This window comes from Rhizobium sp. B21/90, from assembly GCF_019355815.1.
In the GTDB taxonomy this organism is placed as follows: domain Bacteria; phylum Pseudomonadota; class Alphaproteobacteria; order Rhizobiales; family Rhizobiaceae; genus Rhizobium; species Rhizobium rhododendri.
In genome coordinates, this window is sequence record NZ_CP072163.1 from 1,065,374 (window position 1) to 1,080,121 (window position 14,748).

At 56.7% G+C, this 14,748-nt stretch carries 11 protein-coding genes and 1 pseudogene; 1 reads left to right on the top strand and 11 read right to left on the bottom strand.

Translation table 11 applies throughout. From position 1 onward, the window contains the following. Positions 1-1,423 precede the first annotated feature (1,423 nt). The 3 genes from repC to repA form a co-directional block, all read right to left on the bottom strand. A complete protein-coding gene (gene repC / locus J5278_RS22990) occupies positions 1,424-2,638 on the bottom strand; it encodes a plasmid replication protein RepC (RefSeq protein WP_219258466.1) in 1,215 nt (404 codons plus the stop codon). 153 nt (positions 2,639-2,791) lie between these two features. Beyond that, on the bottom strand, positions 2,792-3,829 hold the full coding sequence (repB, locus tag J5278_RS22995; RefSeq protein ID WP_219258468.1) for a plasmid partitioning protein RepB: 1,038 nt from the start codon (positions 3,827-3,829) through the stop codon (positions 2,792-2,794). Then, entirely contained in the window at positions 3,826-4,995 is a 1,170-nt protein-coding gene (repA, locus tag J5278_RS23000; RefSeq protein ID WP_142832361.1) for a plasmid partitioning protein RepA, read from the bottom strand. Before repA ends, repB begins: the two co-directional genes overlap by 4 nt. A 495-nt stretch (positions 4,996-5,490) precedes the next feature. On the opposite strand from repA, the pseudogene J5278_RS31510 reads away from it, so the two are divergent. Beyond that, positions 5,491-6,298 (top strand): annotated as a pseudogene (locus J5278_RS31510) (type II toxin-antitoxin system HipA family toxin); the annotation flags it as partial. 132 nt (positions 6,299-6,430) lie between these two features. Here the strand turns inward: J5278_RS31510 and J5278_RS23010 are convergent. From J5278_RS23010 to J5278_RS23045, 8 genes are all read right to left on the bottom strand, one after another. Further along, a complete protein-coding gene (locus J5278_RS23010) occupies positions 6,431-6,892 on the bottom strand; it encodes an MEKHLA domain-containing protein (protein WP_219258469.1) in 462 nt (153 codons plus the stop codon). Positions 6,893-7,214: 322 nt separating this feature from the next. Then, positions 7,215-7,628 (bottom strand): curlin, encoded by a 414-nt coding sequence (locus J5278_RS23015; protein WP_143123453.1) that lies wholly within the window; start codon positions 7,626-7,628, stop codon positions 7,215-7,217. 169 nt (positions 7,629-7,797) lie between these two features. Beyond that, a complete protein-coding gene (gene csgH, locus J5278_RS23020) occupies positions 7,798-8,196 on the bottom strand; it encodes a curli-like amyloid fiber formation chaperone CsgH (protein WP_209186272.1) in 399 nt (132 codons plus the stop codon). A gap of 61 nt (positions 8,197-8,257) precedes the next feature. Beyond that, positions 8,258-8,695, bottom strand: coding sequence for a curlin (locus J5278_RS23025; RefSeq protein WP_142832365.1), 438 nt, complete (start codon positions 8,693-8,695; stop codon positions 8,258-8,260). Positions 8,696-8,947: 252 nt separating this feature from the next. Then, positions 8,948-9,481 (bottom strand): acyl-CoA thioesterase, encoded by a 534-nt coding sequence (locus J5278_RS31675; protein ID WP_374109195.1) that lies wholly within the window; start codon positions 9,479-9,481, stop codon positions 8,948-8,950. Positions 9,482-9,484: 3 nt separating this feature from the next. Beyond that, a complete protein-coding gene (locus tag J5278_RS23035; protein ID WP_247750714.1) occupies positions 9,485-10,342 on the bottom strand; it encodes a DUF3313 domain-containing protein in 858 nt (285 codons plus the stop codon). A gap of 72 nt (positions 10,343-10,414) precedes the next feature. Then, positions 10,415-13,519 carry an efflux RND transporter permease subunit gene (locus J5278_RS23040; protein WP_219258472.1) on the bottom strand — a complete coding sequence of 1,035 codons (3,105 nt, stop codon included), beginning with the start codon at positions 13,517-13,519 and terminating at the stop codon, positions 10,415-10,417. Beyond that, complete coding sequence (locus J5278_RS23045; protein WP_219258474.1) at positions 13,516-14,592, bottom strand: efflux RND transporter periplasmic adaptor subunit; 1,077 nt, start codon at positions 14,590-14,592, stop codon at positions 13,516-13,518. The genes J5278_RS23040 and J5278_RS23045 overlap by 4 nt, the downstream gene beginning before the upstream one ends. Between the last annotated feature and the right edge of the window lie 156 nt (positions 14,593-14,748).

Below are 14,748 nucleotides of genomic sequence, written 5' to 3' on the forward strand. Positions count from 1 at the left end.
ATTCGCAAACTCGCGTCGGGGGCTTGTGTTCTTCGGCTTCGTGTCATTTCTGCCAATGAAAATTCCCCTCTATCTGGCAGACAAGCCAAATGCTGGGGCGCTCGTCTCTGGTCATCAAGTTGAATGCCGCCTCTCCTTGGGAGTTACGTCCTCTCTGTTCGTCATGCAACCGTCCGCTTGACAAGGACAGTGCTCTGGAAAAGCGGAGACCGACAGAAGCGCCGCACGAACGTAATGAATGCTGGCGGGAAGGAGCAGTCAAAAGAGCGTCCAGCATCCTGAGAGGACCGATCTGTCGGGCACCGGCTCCGCGCTTTGGCCGTTTTACCCTCGGTTGCGTATCGACTTCAACCGTCATATGAACGGAGAGGAGTGACGTAACGCTCATAGCGTCAACCACACTTGTCTAGTCTGCGTCACAATCCCGAGGCGTCGCCACCCAACATGACCTGCTTGGCACTAGCTACCGTCTTTTTCGCCGAAACGTGGAAACGTCTGGCGTTTATCATTTTCCCTGGCGCTCATTGCTTCTGGCGTATGCGACTCCACAGCAACACTTTTTTGGTGCCTTGCGCTTCAACTTCACCGGCCTTGTCAGCTGGCTGAGAGCGTTGCTTCTTTCGTTGGAACATGAAATTGCGCAGGAACTCTTCCGCCGTCGTGGGGATGAAAAAATCCTTGCGTTGGACAACGAAGTCGGTGTCTGCATTTTATGGCCCGCGGAGCGGCGCAGTCCCAACTTAACACGGCGTCCACACGCCAATGCGTGAAGCACACATGTCTCCTGCCGAGAATTTGCCCACAGGGGGGAATGCCGCTTACCGCGAGGCGGCTGCAAAGCTATGGGTGAAGAATTGCGATGCAATGTCGAACAGTCTCCGGCTTAGCTGCTGAGTAGAATGAATTTAGGCTTCTTGCTGGCCGCTAGTCTAAGGCCGGTCGTCGAACGGCGCCGTCTGACCAAGGGCGTGTTGCTGGCCCATAGGTTGCTGCAATATGGAGTTCCGAAACTGCACGGAGCGCTTCGTTCGCACCTCTTATGTAGGTTCAGTGGGCACATGCTTGGGGTTCTGCCTGTAACTCTCTCAACCGATCGGGAAATCCTATTCTTTCGGCTGACTGCTCACTGTGTAGGACCAGTCTGGTTTCTATTGCGTTGTCGGCCTTTCGGAGCCTCGTTGGGGTCCAGTCATGTTGCCGTGCGATGTTCCGGCGTTCACATTGGTTACCATGCTGTGGGCACGGGATAAGCTCGTCTTGGCATTCCGATCGTGCCTGTGACCCTCTTTGTTTCGTGGGACGAGGGGGTTTTGAGAAGTCACGGGACCGTTTAAATCGCGATTGACTGTTCCTTGGGCTGATGAAATGCGCAGTTTGCCGCGGCAAACTCCTAAGAGGGGAAAGTTTGCCGCGGCAAACTTTGCTAACCAAACGAGTGTTCCTCGCCAATGCTGGATTTAAGAAGCGCCATAATCATGGGACCGAGGGAAAATCGCCCCTCTCTCGCCCGCCCGGTTAGACTTCGAAGGTATCCGCCCGCAGACGTAATAAAATTTGTGCGCTGTAAAATGCATGAAATCGTTGCAGCTGCGTTTTCTGGTCCCATAAGTTCGCATGCGTCCCGATAAGCAGACGGGCTGACTCCCAGCATAGACTTGACGACGACGGCCGCATTCATAAGCTCACGCCAATTGTTGATGGTCCCTCCTGGGCCATAGTCCGAGATAAGTGGGCACGCCCGCAAAATTGTTTCCAAAGGATACATCGCCCGTGCATCTCTTGGCGTGCTTTCGCTTCCAATTGGACGCCGTTGTGCGGTTTGTTTCACAGGCGGTTCAAATTCAATAGTAGAGTCAGGATCTGAATTCTGTATATGCCGGTCATTTTGACTGTCATTGCCGTTCATTTTTCCAGGATTAACCAACAAATGCAGACGGTTGATAAGATCGGCCTCGAGCATTTCCATCTTAGCTAGAGAAGCCTCTATTTCTGTAATCGTGGGTGAACGGGACATGCGGCGGACAATACCCAGATAGGTGTTTTCCATCTCATACCAATTCCCTTCTGCGCCTTCTTCGATCGCGGCTGTGAGGATCTTACGGACGTTACGACGGCATATCGTCAAGTCGGCCTTTGCCTTTCGCAATGCGTCTCGTTTGGCGGCCACTTCCTCGGCCAAACACAGAAACTCATCGGCTCTGGCGAGCAATGGGGAGAGATCGAAGCCGAACGCAGATTCTATGGCGCCGGATCTGTCCTTGCGGGCGTAGCGCTTGCCGTTGGCGCTGTCCTTGCGGATAATCAGACCCTTCTGGACCAAGGCGGCAATATGTCGGCGGATGGTTGCATCGGACATCTGATGGGCGCGCAGGGCAAGTTGAACGTTCGAAGGGAACACAACGAGCGCTCCATCCTGACGCAACTCTGCGTCAGGATGGAAGCTCAGCAGCGCGTTCAGAACTGTAAGGCTGCTAGATTGAAGGCCAAGCAGTGATTTTCCTGCCGCAATGTCGCGAAACACCTTCCATTTGTTTGCTGATTTTCCTGGTTTGATTTCCACAGCCGCCATCTGCCGTTTGATCAAGGCAAGCGTCACTGGCCGCCGCCCAAAGGGCGTCGTTACGCTTTCTGTGTGCATTATCTCTTACCTTTCGATAGGCAAAAGAAATCCGCTCACCAAAATGGTGCCGAGACTCTTGACTGTTTTTCAGGGAAGTGCGATTCTGTGTTTGCGGACTACAGAAGGGGCTTCCATGACGGCAACGTTTTGGGGGCCTTTTTCTTTTCCGGTCTACTCTCCGTTGCGTTGATGTTCGGCACTTTTCGATTTAAATTCATCGTAGAGTGCAGGTACTTGGTTCAGCAAAAACGCGGCGAAATCGGGCGCGTCTTTCGTGCTTATCGAGATATCCAGCGTGGCTTTGCCGTGTTTAATTAGCCCAAGACGATGCTGCCGGGGGCTTGTCCAAGGCTCTGCTGTTTGCCGCTCCGCGTTGGGCCTCAATTGTTTCAAAAGAGCCTTGAACCGCTCGTCCGATGGCAGACCCCGCACATCTTCGCTTTCGCTGATATCGATTGCCCTGTCGAGGTTGTTTCCTACGGTCAAATAGTCGGCAAATTCCATCCAACTACGACGACCTATGCCCGGAGCGGGACCGATCGCATCTATCAGCTCTCCTGGTATCTTGGCGATCACGGACAGCATGACCGACAGATCCCCCTTCTGAACAGAGAGGGCTGACATGATCACGTCCCGGGCAAAGCGCGCCTTCAAGCGATCAGCAAACCTAGCTTTTTCAATGTAGGTGAGATCCTGGCGCTCATTGTTTTCTTGTCCCTGCGCAACCACAAGCTGATCGTCGCTGAGATCGCGGACGATTGCCTTGACCTTCAGTCCGAGTTCTGCAACGGCACGAAGGCGCCGATGGCCAAACGCGACCTGGTATCGGCCTGGGACATCGGGGTGAGGGCGCACAAGAATGGGTACTTGTTGCCCTTGCTCACGAATTGAGACCACTAGCCCATCTATGTCGCCGGGCATTCGGTCTTGTAGAAACGATGCGTCAATTGTACTGGGATCCATATCAATGACCGATTGGCCGGCGAGCAGGCGCTTCTCGATATCGTCGGCACGCGCCTGACGCTCGCGTTCCAGTTCAAATGTCGAGCCGACCTGTTTGACGATCTTGTTTTCCGCTTTCGGCTGCTCAACGAGAGACAGCCTATCTTGCGGCTCGGGCATGAGTGGCAAAGTGCGCGGTTTGGCCTGGCGCGTTGTTTCGACGCGGCCAATGTTCTGCGGAATTGGCAAGATGTCTTTACGGCTCATGCTGCCCGTCCCCATGCTTTCCTGATGAGAGATTCAATCTCTCCGTTTACATTGTTCATCGCCTCCATGGCCCGATCATACGTCGCCCGCGTAAACGCAGCACGCTCAACCTCAAACAGCGTTTGATTGGTGAGGCCAGCATCAGAGACAGCTGTGGTCTTGAGCATGGGATGGATCAGCACGTTGTCGCCGAACATGGCGCGAAGATAGCCGACCATTTGGTTTTGCGGCCCATCGCTCGGTTCGAAGCGCGTGATGAGGTAACGCATCCATTTGTAGTCGAACTCCGCGCCGTGTCCTGCGATCTCGCGCAAAAGATCGGACATCATCGATAAGAACTGGTTCATCGACATCACGTCCAGCATTTGCGGGTGAACGGTCACCAATAATGAGGTCGCGGCGGCGATTGCAGACAGTGTGAGATAGCCAAGTTGCGGCGGACAATCCACGACGACAACATCATAGTTGTCTTTGACCGAGGCGAGGGCTGCCTTCATCCGCTGGAAGAACATAACATCGCCGGGCTTTCGCTTCATCAGCGCACGCGGGGTGTCATGCTCGAATTCCATGAGTTCGAGGTTGCCGGGTACGAGATGAAGATCGGGAATATACGTCCCCCTGACGATTTCGTGCATGGGCCGAGGGGCCTCGTAGCGCAGCGCACCGTAGAGCGTCTCTCCCTCGCCGACATCCGTCTCGGGCTGAACCCCTAGGAGGGTGGACAAGCTTGCCTGCGGATCGAGATCGATCGCAAGAACGCGATAGCCCCGCAACGCCAGATATTGTGCGAGATGTGCGGCGGTCGTGGTCTTGCCGGAGCCACCCTTGAAATTCATAACGGAAATGACCTGTAGATCTTCTCCATTGCGACGGTGTGGAAGATAACGCCGACTTCCGCGGCCGACCTTGTCCAAATGATTGCGGATTTTATGCATATCCATCGCTGAATATGATCGCCGGCCTGCTGGGCCGGTGCTAACGTCGAGATCGTCGGCTAAGTCGTTCGCAAGGGTTCTCAGGTACACCTCTTTCACACCGATAAACCTTGCGGCTTCAGCCGGCTGAAAATAGCGGATCGTTTTATCCGCATGGGGCGGAAAGACGCTTAGATGATGGGCCTGAAGCTGACTTGACAGCGTATCGGAATGCCGCTCGATAAGCCCCATGAGACTTTCGTCTGCGGGCGGGATGTTACCAATGAGTTGAGCCATTTCAGAAGCCGATTATCCTAAATAGCGTTGCCAAGCGGAAATATGGCGTTGCTCCGATGCTTGCACTAAGCAGCGATTCTGGACGTGCTGCAACCGCATTTTGGGTAACGAGATGTTAACATCACTCGCGTTAATCTCAAATGGTGTTATCTTTCATAGCCTTAGTGCCTGTAGATAATTTACAGCGCTCAGGTGAAACTCGGTCATTTATCTACGTTATAGGACCCTAAAACAGGCCCGCGAGATGCGACCCACCGACTCAGCGTTGCAGTTGAGGCCTCTGTAGCCTCCTTGCGTCGCCGTCGATCACGCTTACATTGGATGCGTTACGTCTGCCGGTTGGGGTGAAAATATAGGTGCGGTTGCCACCTTGAGGGACGGCCAGGCAACTGCGCGCGCGCAGACATGGTACGAGATGAGCTCGCCGATCGCGAGCAGCCTCTCTAGGCAGCCTTGCGGTTTTCGCTGGCCGGCGTGCAGCTGAAATTCTCGGGATTCTGGAACACGGGAAAGGCAGGTGGCCTGACCATACCGGCGGACGGGATGGCGGTTCATGGATCGTGAACTGCCGTCGCAACAATATAGCGGCGTTCCCGAGAACGAGTTCGCGATGATGACGATCGCCGGTATGACGGGAATGAACGTACCCGAGATTCAGCTGGTCGATCTGGAAACCGTCAGCGGCCTACCGCAAGTCTCAGTGAGTTGCAAGGGTAGGCGCTGGCGATAAGGCGCTTTGATCGCACAACGCACGGGCCGGTCCATATCGAGAATTTCGCACAGGTGTTCGGCGTAAAACCCGCCGATAGGTACAGCAAAGGCAATTACCCCAGCATCACGCGCATGCTGGGAATCTCGTCGCCGAGTTCATACGGCGGCTCGTATTTAGTACGCTGATATGCAATGGCGACATGCATCTGAAGAACTGGTCGCTGATCTATCCCGAGAGACGAACACCGGCGCTTTCACCCGCTTACGACCTGCTATCGACGATACCCATATCGAAGGTGAGGATACGGCGGCACTAAACTTCTCGAGGACGAAGAACATGGCCGCGTTGTCAATGGACGAACTGGCGCATCTCGCCGCCAAGGTGGAATTGTCCGAAAAGCTGGTGCTCGACACCGCACACAAGACAGTCGAACGTTTCCGCGCAGTGTGGGACGCGGAGAAAGGCCACCTGCCGATGGCAGCCAAGGTCCGCAATATGATTGATGGGCATGCCGCCTCGACTGAGCTGTACCGTGAACCTGCATAAGCAGCGCTGGATCGACAGGATCGTCGATAAGCAGAAAAGACGGAAGCGATAGGGCGTCAGGCGTAGGCGTTCGCCGGGCGAGCGGTGCTCAACGACCAGCCCCACTTTCGTGCGCGTAAATTAGCAGACCGCCTAGTCTGTGATCGAAAATGTTGCAGCTTGCCCGTACGTCAGACCGTCTTGCTCGGTCAACTGCCAGACACAGCCATCCTCGATCCAAAAGCGACGCCCAGACTTTGCTATCCGAGCGCCCCTGTACCCGGAAGCATGCCCGTCGCGTGCAACTGTCTCCAAAAGCAGTTGTCGGTCAGCACGATTGGGAACTTCGGCGGAAAGACGGGATGGTAAGGACGTAAACTCTTGCCAGTCATATTCAAAACAACGTTGAGCTGACATATTCGCATAGATGAAGAGCGGATCTGGATCGGTGTTGTGAGCGACCACAGCGAATGGGGCGTGATGATAGAGCCAATGCGCATCGCTGTCATCGGGCACCAGCGCCTTGCCGACAATGCGCCGGTAACTGTCAACCAACAGATGGAACAATGCTTTGTCGTACCAGGGTTCAAGGACGATTCGGTCGGTTGATGGCATGCACTTTCCTCAATTGTGTGGACTGGATCAGGCGCCCAGTTGGACAATTGAGTGAGCCCATTTTGGTGCCAGCCGCATCCGAACTTCAAGTTACACAACGGCGCGCTTTCTGTGCGTGTCAGCTCTCTTAGCGCAGCAATTAGTCAACGGCAAATGCCGCGTCGTTCCCGGTCGCCAACGTATGCGTGGCCGCATCGCCGTTCTCCTTGCGCACCAGGCTTTCTATCGACCTGCTGACCGATGCACGCAAGCGCCGCGTTGTCCTGAGTAAGGTGACGCGTATGACCGACCTCGACCAACCTCTTTACATTGATGAACTGCGTTACCAGCCGTAGCTAAAGGTAGCGCCGCTGCCGTTGTTCCCGTCCTGGACCACGTCGGTTCGAGCATTGCGCCCATATTGAAATATACCGTAGGCGTTGTTGTCGCCATTCTGCCGCAAGGTTGCGGAATGACCGTTGCCGTGTTGCTGGATGAATCCAAGATTGCCGCGACCCGCCTGAGCGATGCCAGCCACATTCCCCCGGCCCAGCTGGCGGATGTCAGCACCTTTCAGGCCGCGGAAGAGCGAATAGACGCGCAGTCCTGTTGAGAAAAGACCGCTATCCTCAGCATTGTCCGGCGCGAGATTGAAAGAGATCTGGCCGCCGGCATAGGCTGGCACAGACAAGGCTACTTGCCCGATGCTCCCAGCAAGAAGAGCGACGGTAAGGATTTTAATCACGTTGCGGGTCATCCTCGTCTCCATTCATCGGCTACCTCGGCCGTTGATCAACTTTCGCATCCTGTCGCTGAACCAGATTGGAATTGCCCGTTCACTTGTCGTTCAGTGGTGTGGTGTTGGTCGAAAGCAAAAAGGGCGCCAAAACGGCGCCCTTTTTCAGGGATTGCAGAGTGCTGAGCCTTTAGCTGCCGGGGATCTGTTTCGAGCAGCTGAAACTCTTGTCCCCGATCAGAACATCCAATGTGGCTTTGTATTTGATGCCTCCAGTTTCGAGGGAGACGGAGCTGAGGATTGTCGGATGTCCGACTGTCGCATCAAAATCGCCACTCTGATTAGTCGTAGAGATACCGCCGTTCCCCGTCTTCTCGACACGGAATGTGTAGGTTCCGCTGACATGCTTATCGACGTCGACACGCGCGTCCAGTTTCACCACACCTGCTCCGGGCGATACTTCGATTTGGCAAAGCTGCGCCGCGTCAGGTTGCCCAGCCGTCATCATCGCCGCGACGGCGGTCACGGGAAGCAGGGCCAGCGCAAGAATTGTCATCAGACGGCGCGGATATTCAACGCTATTTGGCATGGGTCATCCCCTATTGTCTGCGGTTGCGAACTTGACCTCTTCGACGTCATCGAGCCGCAGCTTACGGGCAGGTCTGGACGAAGGCTGCGACGTTGCCGTTGCCGCCCTGGCTGACATTTGCGCTGCAGCCGCTACCGACCTGGACGCCGGCTGCGATATTGCCGTTGCCATCCTGGGTAAGGATAGTCGTGTGATTGGAGCCAAACTGGCCAATACCAGCTACGTTGCGGTTACCGTTCTGATAGGTGGCGCCGTAATTGCCATTGCCCTCCTGACCGACAGCCGAAAGGTTATGACGACCGTATTGATGGCCGACAATCCGGTTGTAGCCACCGTTCTGATAGGTCCTGATCCTATTTTCGAACCCTTCCTGCGCGCCACCGGCAGAATTCGACCAGCCATATTGTTCGATACGCACATCGTTGGCCATGGCAGGGGCTGCGGCGGTAAGACCAACGAGAGCGACGAGTGCGGTTGCAATGAAAGACGTGCGGATCATGACTTTGTCTCCTCAGGCGGATAGGACCGCGGTTGAACACCCCTTTTCTAGACGCCAGCTTTGGAATGGAAGCTGAAGACACTATTCAGTCAGCGTTCACTCTCAGAGGCCGCCGCCAATGTTGTCACGGCCAAGTAACTGCTTTGAAAAGCGAAGGAATTGAAAAAACGCGCTTTAAGATTTGGGGTAATTTGGCCGGACCGCGCCAGATCGCTCGATTGATAACGCCAGTCGTGAGATTTACTCCCTCTGTCACGCAGGCAGGAAGGCCCTTATGATTTCCCTTGCCAGTCGATGGGGACGCCTTGTCGAGGCGTCGATGCAGCACCAGGAGCTTTCTATTTCCGCGCAAAGCTCATCGCGACGCTTCACCAGCGTTGTGAAGGATGCCCGAGGTCCAGACGCGTGGGTCGCGGTCACCAACGCACGGATGGGATCGCCCAGGAGCACCGGCTTTCTATATCGGATGTGATGAGCTAGTGCGACCCAAACCAGATCGCTCCGGGCATCGGTTGGTGCGATGTGGTGCCAGTAGCCGAGGACGGCTTTCTGCACCCACTGAAGATAGATGGAATTGTTGACGTGCCCCTGCTCATCGATGTCGGTCGGCGAAACGACGATTGCAAGATCGAGCGTTGGCGCGAACGAAGGAAGAGGCGAGGTCTCAGGTAGCTGCCTTTTATCAACTGGTTGAAATATCAATGGTCTTGCTCTCGGTATTGGGACGCAGCTTGGCTGCAGCGCGTCAGGAAAGGGCGCTGCCTCTTTGAAAGATGTCGTGGCCAAGCGCTAAAGCTTAGGGCCAGAATCGCTCCAGGATGGTGGCGTGCCAAGAAGGCTCAGGGCCAATCCGGAGACACCGGGTGCACGACCGTAGGCTTCACAGGCAGCGTTCTTTGGTGCCCCACCGAGTTGTGACCGCAATTTCTGCCGGGATGGGAGCGACACGTGTAAACCAGAGGTGTTCTTTCCTTTCACAAGCATTTCTGCGAATTGACCGGCAAAGGCAGAGGCAAGGCCGTAGGCGTCTCCGACTTCGGAGACCCTCGCTTGATTGGTGATCGAGTTCGCGCCGCGGGACCAGACGATGGCTGCCCTCTGCATGCCGTCCTTGTCGAGGGCTTCCGCTTCCACCGCTAGTCCTCCAAGGCCAATGGGGAGGCGAGGCACGCCAACGGGCAGGACGACCGAGCTTCCCAGACTGACGGCCGTCGATAATCCGGCCGCGAACTTGCCGGTTGGCACGATGTCCGTGATGACGGCCTTGACGGTGATGTCGGCGGGCTCGCCGGGACCAACGATGTTGTATCGATCGCTGAGGCCGATGCAGAGCGCTCGATCAAGGGCATTGGAGACCAGACGCCCGTCGCCAGTATTGTGAATGCTCGAGGAGGCCTGAGGCGACAAGCGTGTCGAAGAAATTGCAACTGTAGTCGCAGCCAGCAATGCTGGTGTATCTACGTAGGAGCGGGACTTGCTAAAGCGCCCTTCGCTCGCTCCCAGACTGCCGTATGACGTCAGCGCCCCGGACTCGGTCAGCGGAACCGAGCTGCAACTTGCAAGACTGAGCGCGACACAAAGTCCGGCCGCCTTCCAGATGACGAGATGGGTTTTGAAAAAGGTCTGGTGCAAGCCTTTGATCGTCATAGCCATTAAAGTCCAATTTTCAGGGAGATACACATTGTCGTGGAATCGGGTTGCCGTTGCGGCTCGCCTCCGTCAACCCAGGTCTACAGCGCTCTGCTGCGATCGCGCGGGAACGGCCCGCCTGGCTTCTGCCGCAAGCAAAAGCGACATCGCTGAGGGCAGGAGGGTCAGGGTCAGGAGCGTGGCAACCGCGAGCCCGCCGATGATCGCCGAGGCCATCGGGCCCCAGAAGATCTCGGAGGCGATCGGGATCATGCCAAGGATGGCAGCGCAGGCTGTCAGGACGATCGGTCGTGCACGGTGGAGGGATGCCGCGATGATCGCCTCGTCGGGCAGTTGTCCCCGCGCAACATTCTGGTCGATCTCCTGAATGAGGATGACCGCGTTGCGAATAATCATGCCGGCAAGGGCAATCACACCGAGTTGCGCAACAAAGCCCATTGGCGTGCCGGTCGGCAGCATCGCAAGAACCACACCGACAAGCCCGAACGGAGCCATCAGGAGAGCAAGCGCCATGCGCGTGAAACTCTGCAATTGGATCATGAGGAGGGCGACGATGACGAATATCATGACGGGAACGACCGCGAAGATGGAGGAATTGCCCTTGTCGGATTCTTCCGTGATACCGCCTGCGGTGATGGTGTAGCCGAAGGGAAGATCCTGACGCAGCGCGTTGAGCTGTTCGTCGACCTTTCCAGCGACCGTTGCGGCGAGGGCGCCATTCTGGACGTCCGACTGCACGATGATCATCGGTTTGCCTTGCCGCCTCCAGATGATCGGGTCTTCCATGCCGTAGGCAACGGTCGCCACCTGACGAAGCGGCACATGGCTTCCGTCGCCGGTACGAAGCTCAAGATTGCTCACCTCGGCAACGGACGTGCGGTCAGCCTCGGTGCCCTTGACGACGACATCCACCAGCCTGTTCCTGTCGCGGATCGTGGTGACGGTCGATCCGGAAAAGATCGCTGTGATCTGGTTGGCGATCGATTCCGAACTCATGCCGAGCGCCCGGGCCTCGGTCTGGTTCACCTGAATGGTCACGCTCTTTTGCGGCTCTCCGGCGGTCATATTGACGTCGCAGGCATCCGGATTGCTGCCGATGATGGATGCGACTCTTGCCGACAGGACGCGAACCTGCTGATAATCGGGCCCGGACACCCGAAATTTCAGAGGCCAACCGACGGGAGGCCCAAGTTCGAGCGGCGAGACGCGCGTCACCAGATCCGAGAACTTGTCGTCCAGCGCAGTTTCAATTCTCTGGCGGACGGCGTCCCTGGCCTCGACGCTCTTGGCGACCACAACGGTTTCGGTCACGTTGTCGTTTTCGAGTTGAAGGTCCATCGGAAGGTAGAAGCGGACAGACCCCGATCCTACATAGGTGGTGTAGTGATCGATGTCCGGGTCCTTGGCGAGAACATCCTCCAACTGCTTGGCGCGGATCTCTGTTGCTGCCCGCGACGCGTTCTGGGGCAGGGTCAGGCCAATTAACAGCTCCGGCCTGTCGGATGCCGGGAAGAACTGCTGCTCGAGGCGACCGAAGCCCGCAACCGACAGGCCGAATGCCACAAGCGAGCAGATGATCGTCAGCCAGCGATGCCGCAGCGTCCAGGCCACGCTCCTGCGATAGAGGGTCGATATCCGGCCCGCTTCGCCGTGAGAGTGAGCCAGTGCCTTCGGCAATATCCACGTGCCGAGAAGGGGCGAAAAGAGAACCGCCACGATCCAGGACGACGACAGTGCGATGAAGATCACCATGAACAGCGAGAATGTATATTCTCCGGCACTGGACGCCGCAAAGCCGACGGGAATAAAACCGGCGATCATGACCGCTGTGCCGGTCAGCATGGGGAAGGCGGTTGTCTCGTAGGCGTATGTCGCGGCAACGGAGCGCGACTTGCCATTCTCCAGGCAGGAGACCATGCTTTCGACGGTGATCATGGCATCGTCGACCAGCAGACCCAGGGCAATGATGAGAGCCCCCAAGGAGATCCGCTGAAGACCGACGCCGGCGATTTCCATACCGAAAAATGTCAGGGCCAGGACGAGAGGTATGGAGATCGTCACCACCAGGCCGGCCCTTGTGCCCAGCGACACAAAAGAAACGGCAAGGACGATAATGATCGCTTCGACCAGGACTTTCGTGAAGCCGTCGACTGCATCCTCGACCACTGTGGACTGATCCGCGACCTCGCTCATTTCGATGCCGGCTGGCAGCTGGGACGCAATGGCTTTCATCTGCGTTTTCAGGGTCTGGCCAAAGGTCAGGAGGTTGCCGTCCTTCGCCATGGAAATCGCAAGTGCGATCACTTCCTTGCCGTTGACGCGCACGGTTGGTGCGGGCGGGTCAACGCTGCGTCTCGAGATGGTCGCTATCGAATCGAGCCTGAAATAGCGACCGCCGAGCTTCAGCGTCATGTCCCTGAGAGTGTCCTCGGAAGCGAAAGCCCCGCTGACCCGGACAGAAATCTTTTCTTCCGTCGTCTGGATCAATCCGGCGGGACTGACGGCGTTTTGGGCGCGGATCGCTTCGATTGCGGCAGCCGGATCGATCCCGAGACTGGCAAGCTTGCCCGGCGAGAACTCGATCAGAACCTGTTCTTCCTGGGTGCCGAGAAGATTTACCTTGCCGATATTGGGTAGCGAGAGAATTGCCTCGCGGATTGCCTCGACGCGATCGCGCAGTTCTCTTGGGCTAAATCCATCGCCATGGAAGGCATAGATGCTTCCATAGGTGTCGCCGAATTCGTCGTCGAAGAAAGGCCCGGAGACGCCTTCCGGTAATGTCGATGAGATATCCGACACCTTCTTGCGAACTGTGTACCAGATTCCATCGACCTCTGCGGGCGGGGTGTCGTCGCGCAAGTTCACCATGATCACGGCTTGGCCGGGACGCGTATAGCTCTGCGTATAATCGAGGTGTGGCGTTTCGGAGAGTTTCTTTTCAAGCTTGTCGGTCAGCAGACTAACAGTTTCGTCGACGTTCGCGCCGGGCCAGCTCGCGCTGACGACCATCGTCTTGATGGTAAACGGAGGGTCCTCGTTACGAGACAGCTTCAGATAGCTCAACACGCCGCCTGTGATCGTCGCGAGCATCAGGAAAATCACCAGTGAGCTATGGGTGATCGCCCATCTGGACAGATTGAAGCGGTTGCCGGAGGTGCTTGGGTGAGGTCTCATAGACGGTCGTCTTTCTCGACGGTGACGGCTTCGCCGTCACGCAGCTTGGTGACACCGGCTGTCGCGACAAGATCGCCGTCGCCAAGGCCGTCGGAAACAAACATGCTCCTGCCCGCGTACCGCTCTATCTTGACGGCCCGCGCATGAACGGTTTTGCTCGGAGGCACGTAGACAAAGACTGCCTGATCCTGTCCGAGACGGACAAGTGCTGAAGATGGAACCTCGAACAGGCGCTTTGGCGAAAGGATCACCTTGCCGCTGACGGCAGCGCCCATCGGGAAGCCCTGGACCGGGTTTTGCAAGGTCACCCTGACGCGATAGGTTCGGGTTTTTGCATCAGCCGATGGCGTGACCTCCCGCACCTTTCCCGTTGCGGTCTTGGTCGGGTCGGATAGGAGCCTGATCTGGATCTCGGGGTCGTTCAGGTTCTCGTTCCACAGTTGCTCGGGGATATCGAAAACCGCATCCAGTTCCGCGTTCGAGCTCAGCGTCATTACAGTCTGGCCGGAGGTAACGACCTGGCCCACACTGGCAGAGACGCCGGAGACTATGCCATCGCGATCAGCTCTCAGGTCTGTGTAGGAGAGAGACTGTCTGGCGCTATCCAAAGCCGCGCTCGCGGCTTCCAGCTTTGATTTTGCTGCGTGCAGATTGGCGTCGCCTTGCTGAAGCTGGGCGCGCGAAATGGCATCTTTTGAAAACAGTTCCCAATTGCGCGCTGCGGTGAGCTCGGCGAGCCCTACGTCGGACTTTGCTACATCGACTTGCGCCGACGCGGACGAGACGTTGATAGATGACGGGATCTTGTCGACACTTGCGAGGACATCGCCCGCTTTGACGGAGGTGCCGTTCTCGATCCGAAAGACAATCTTGCCCTCCAGCCGGAAGCTCATCGGGATCTGATAGCGTGGCTGAACCTCGCCGGTTTGACTGAAGGCTTGGCCAATAAGCTGCGATTGAACTGTCACGACCCTGACAGTGCGCGCCCTCGGTGGAGGCGCCGCATCGTCCGAGCAGGCAGTTAGTCCTGTTGCGCACAGGGTGGCGCAGCAGGCAAAGATACGGCTGAGCATGGGAACTCCAGTAGGGCTGCAAGCCGCTCGACAAAGCGACGCAAATTCAGTGCCTGATCTCTGCCACATGGGTTTCGGGGCGTGCATTGCATTGTGTTAAGTTTTGTTTCAGCCGAGGAACCGGTCTTGCCCGCCAGCAACAAAACTTAATCTTTC

Excerpts from the sequence above, each read along its gene's own strand:
- repC (WP_219258466.1), bottom strand. The coding sequence starts at position 2,638 with ATGCACACAGAAAGCGTAACGACGCCCTTTGGGCGGCGGCCAGTGACG.
- repB (WP_219258468.1), bottom strand. The coding sequence starts at position 3,829 with ATGAGCCGTAAAGACATCTTGCCAATTCCGCAGAACATTGGCCGCGTC.
- repA (WP_142832361.1), bottom strand. The coding sequence starts at position 4,995 with ATGGGGCTTATCGAGCGGCATTCCGATACGCTGTCAAGTCAGCTTCAG.
- J5278_RS23010 (WP_219258469.1), bottom strand. The coding sequence starts at position 6,892 with ATGCCATCAACCGACCGAATCGTCCTTGAACCCTGGTACGACAAAGCA.
- J5278_RS23015 (WP_143123453.1), bottom strand. The coding sequence starts at position 7,628 with ATGACCCGCAACGTGATTAAAATCCTTACCGTCGCTCTTCTTGCTGGG.
- csgH (WP_209186272.1), bottom strand. The coding sequence starts at position 8,196 with ATGCCAAATAGCGTTGAATATCCGCGCCGTCTGATGACAATTCTTGCG.
- J5278_RS23025 (WP_142832365.1), bottom strand. The coding sequence starts at position 8,695 with ATGATCCGCACGTCTTTCATTGCAACCGCACTCGTCGCTCTCGTTGGT.
- J5278_RS23035 (WP_247750714.1), bottom strand. The coding sequence starts at position 10,342 with ATGACGATCAAAGGCTTGCACCAGACCTTTTTCAAAACCCATCTCGTC.
- J5278_RS23040 (WP_219258472.1), bottom strand. The coding sequence starts at position 13,519 with ATGAGACCTCACCCAAGCACCTCCGGCAACCGCTTCAATCTGTCCAGA.
- J5278_RS23045 (WP_219258474.1), bottom strand. The coding sequence starts at position 14,592 with ATGCTCAGCCGTATCTTTGCCTGCTGCGCCACCCTGTGCGCAACAGGA.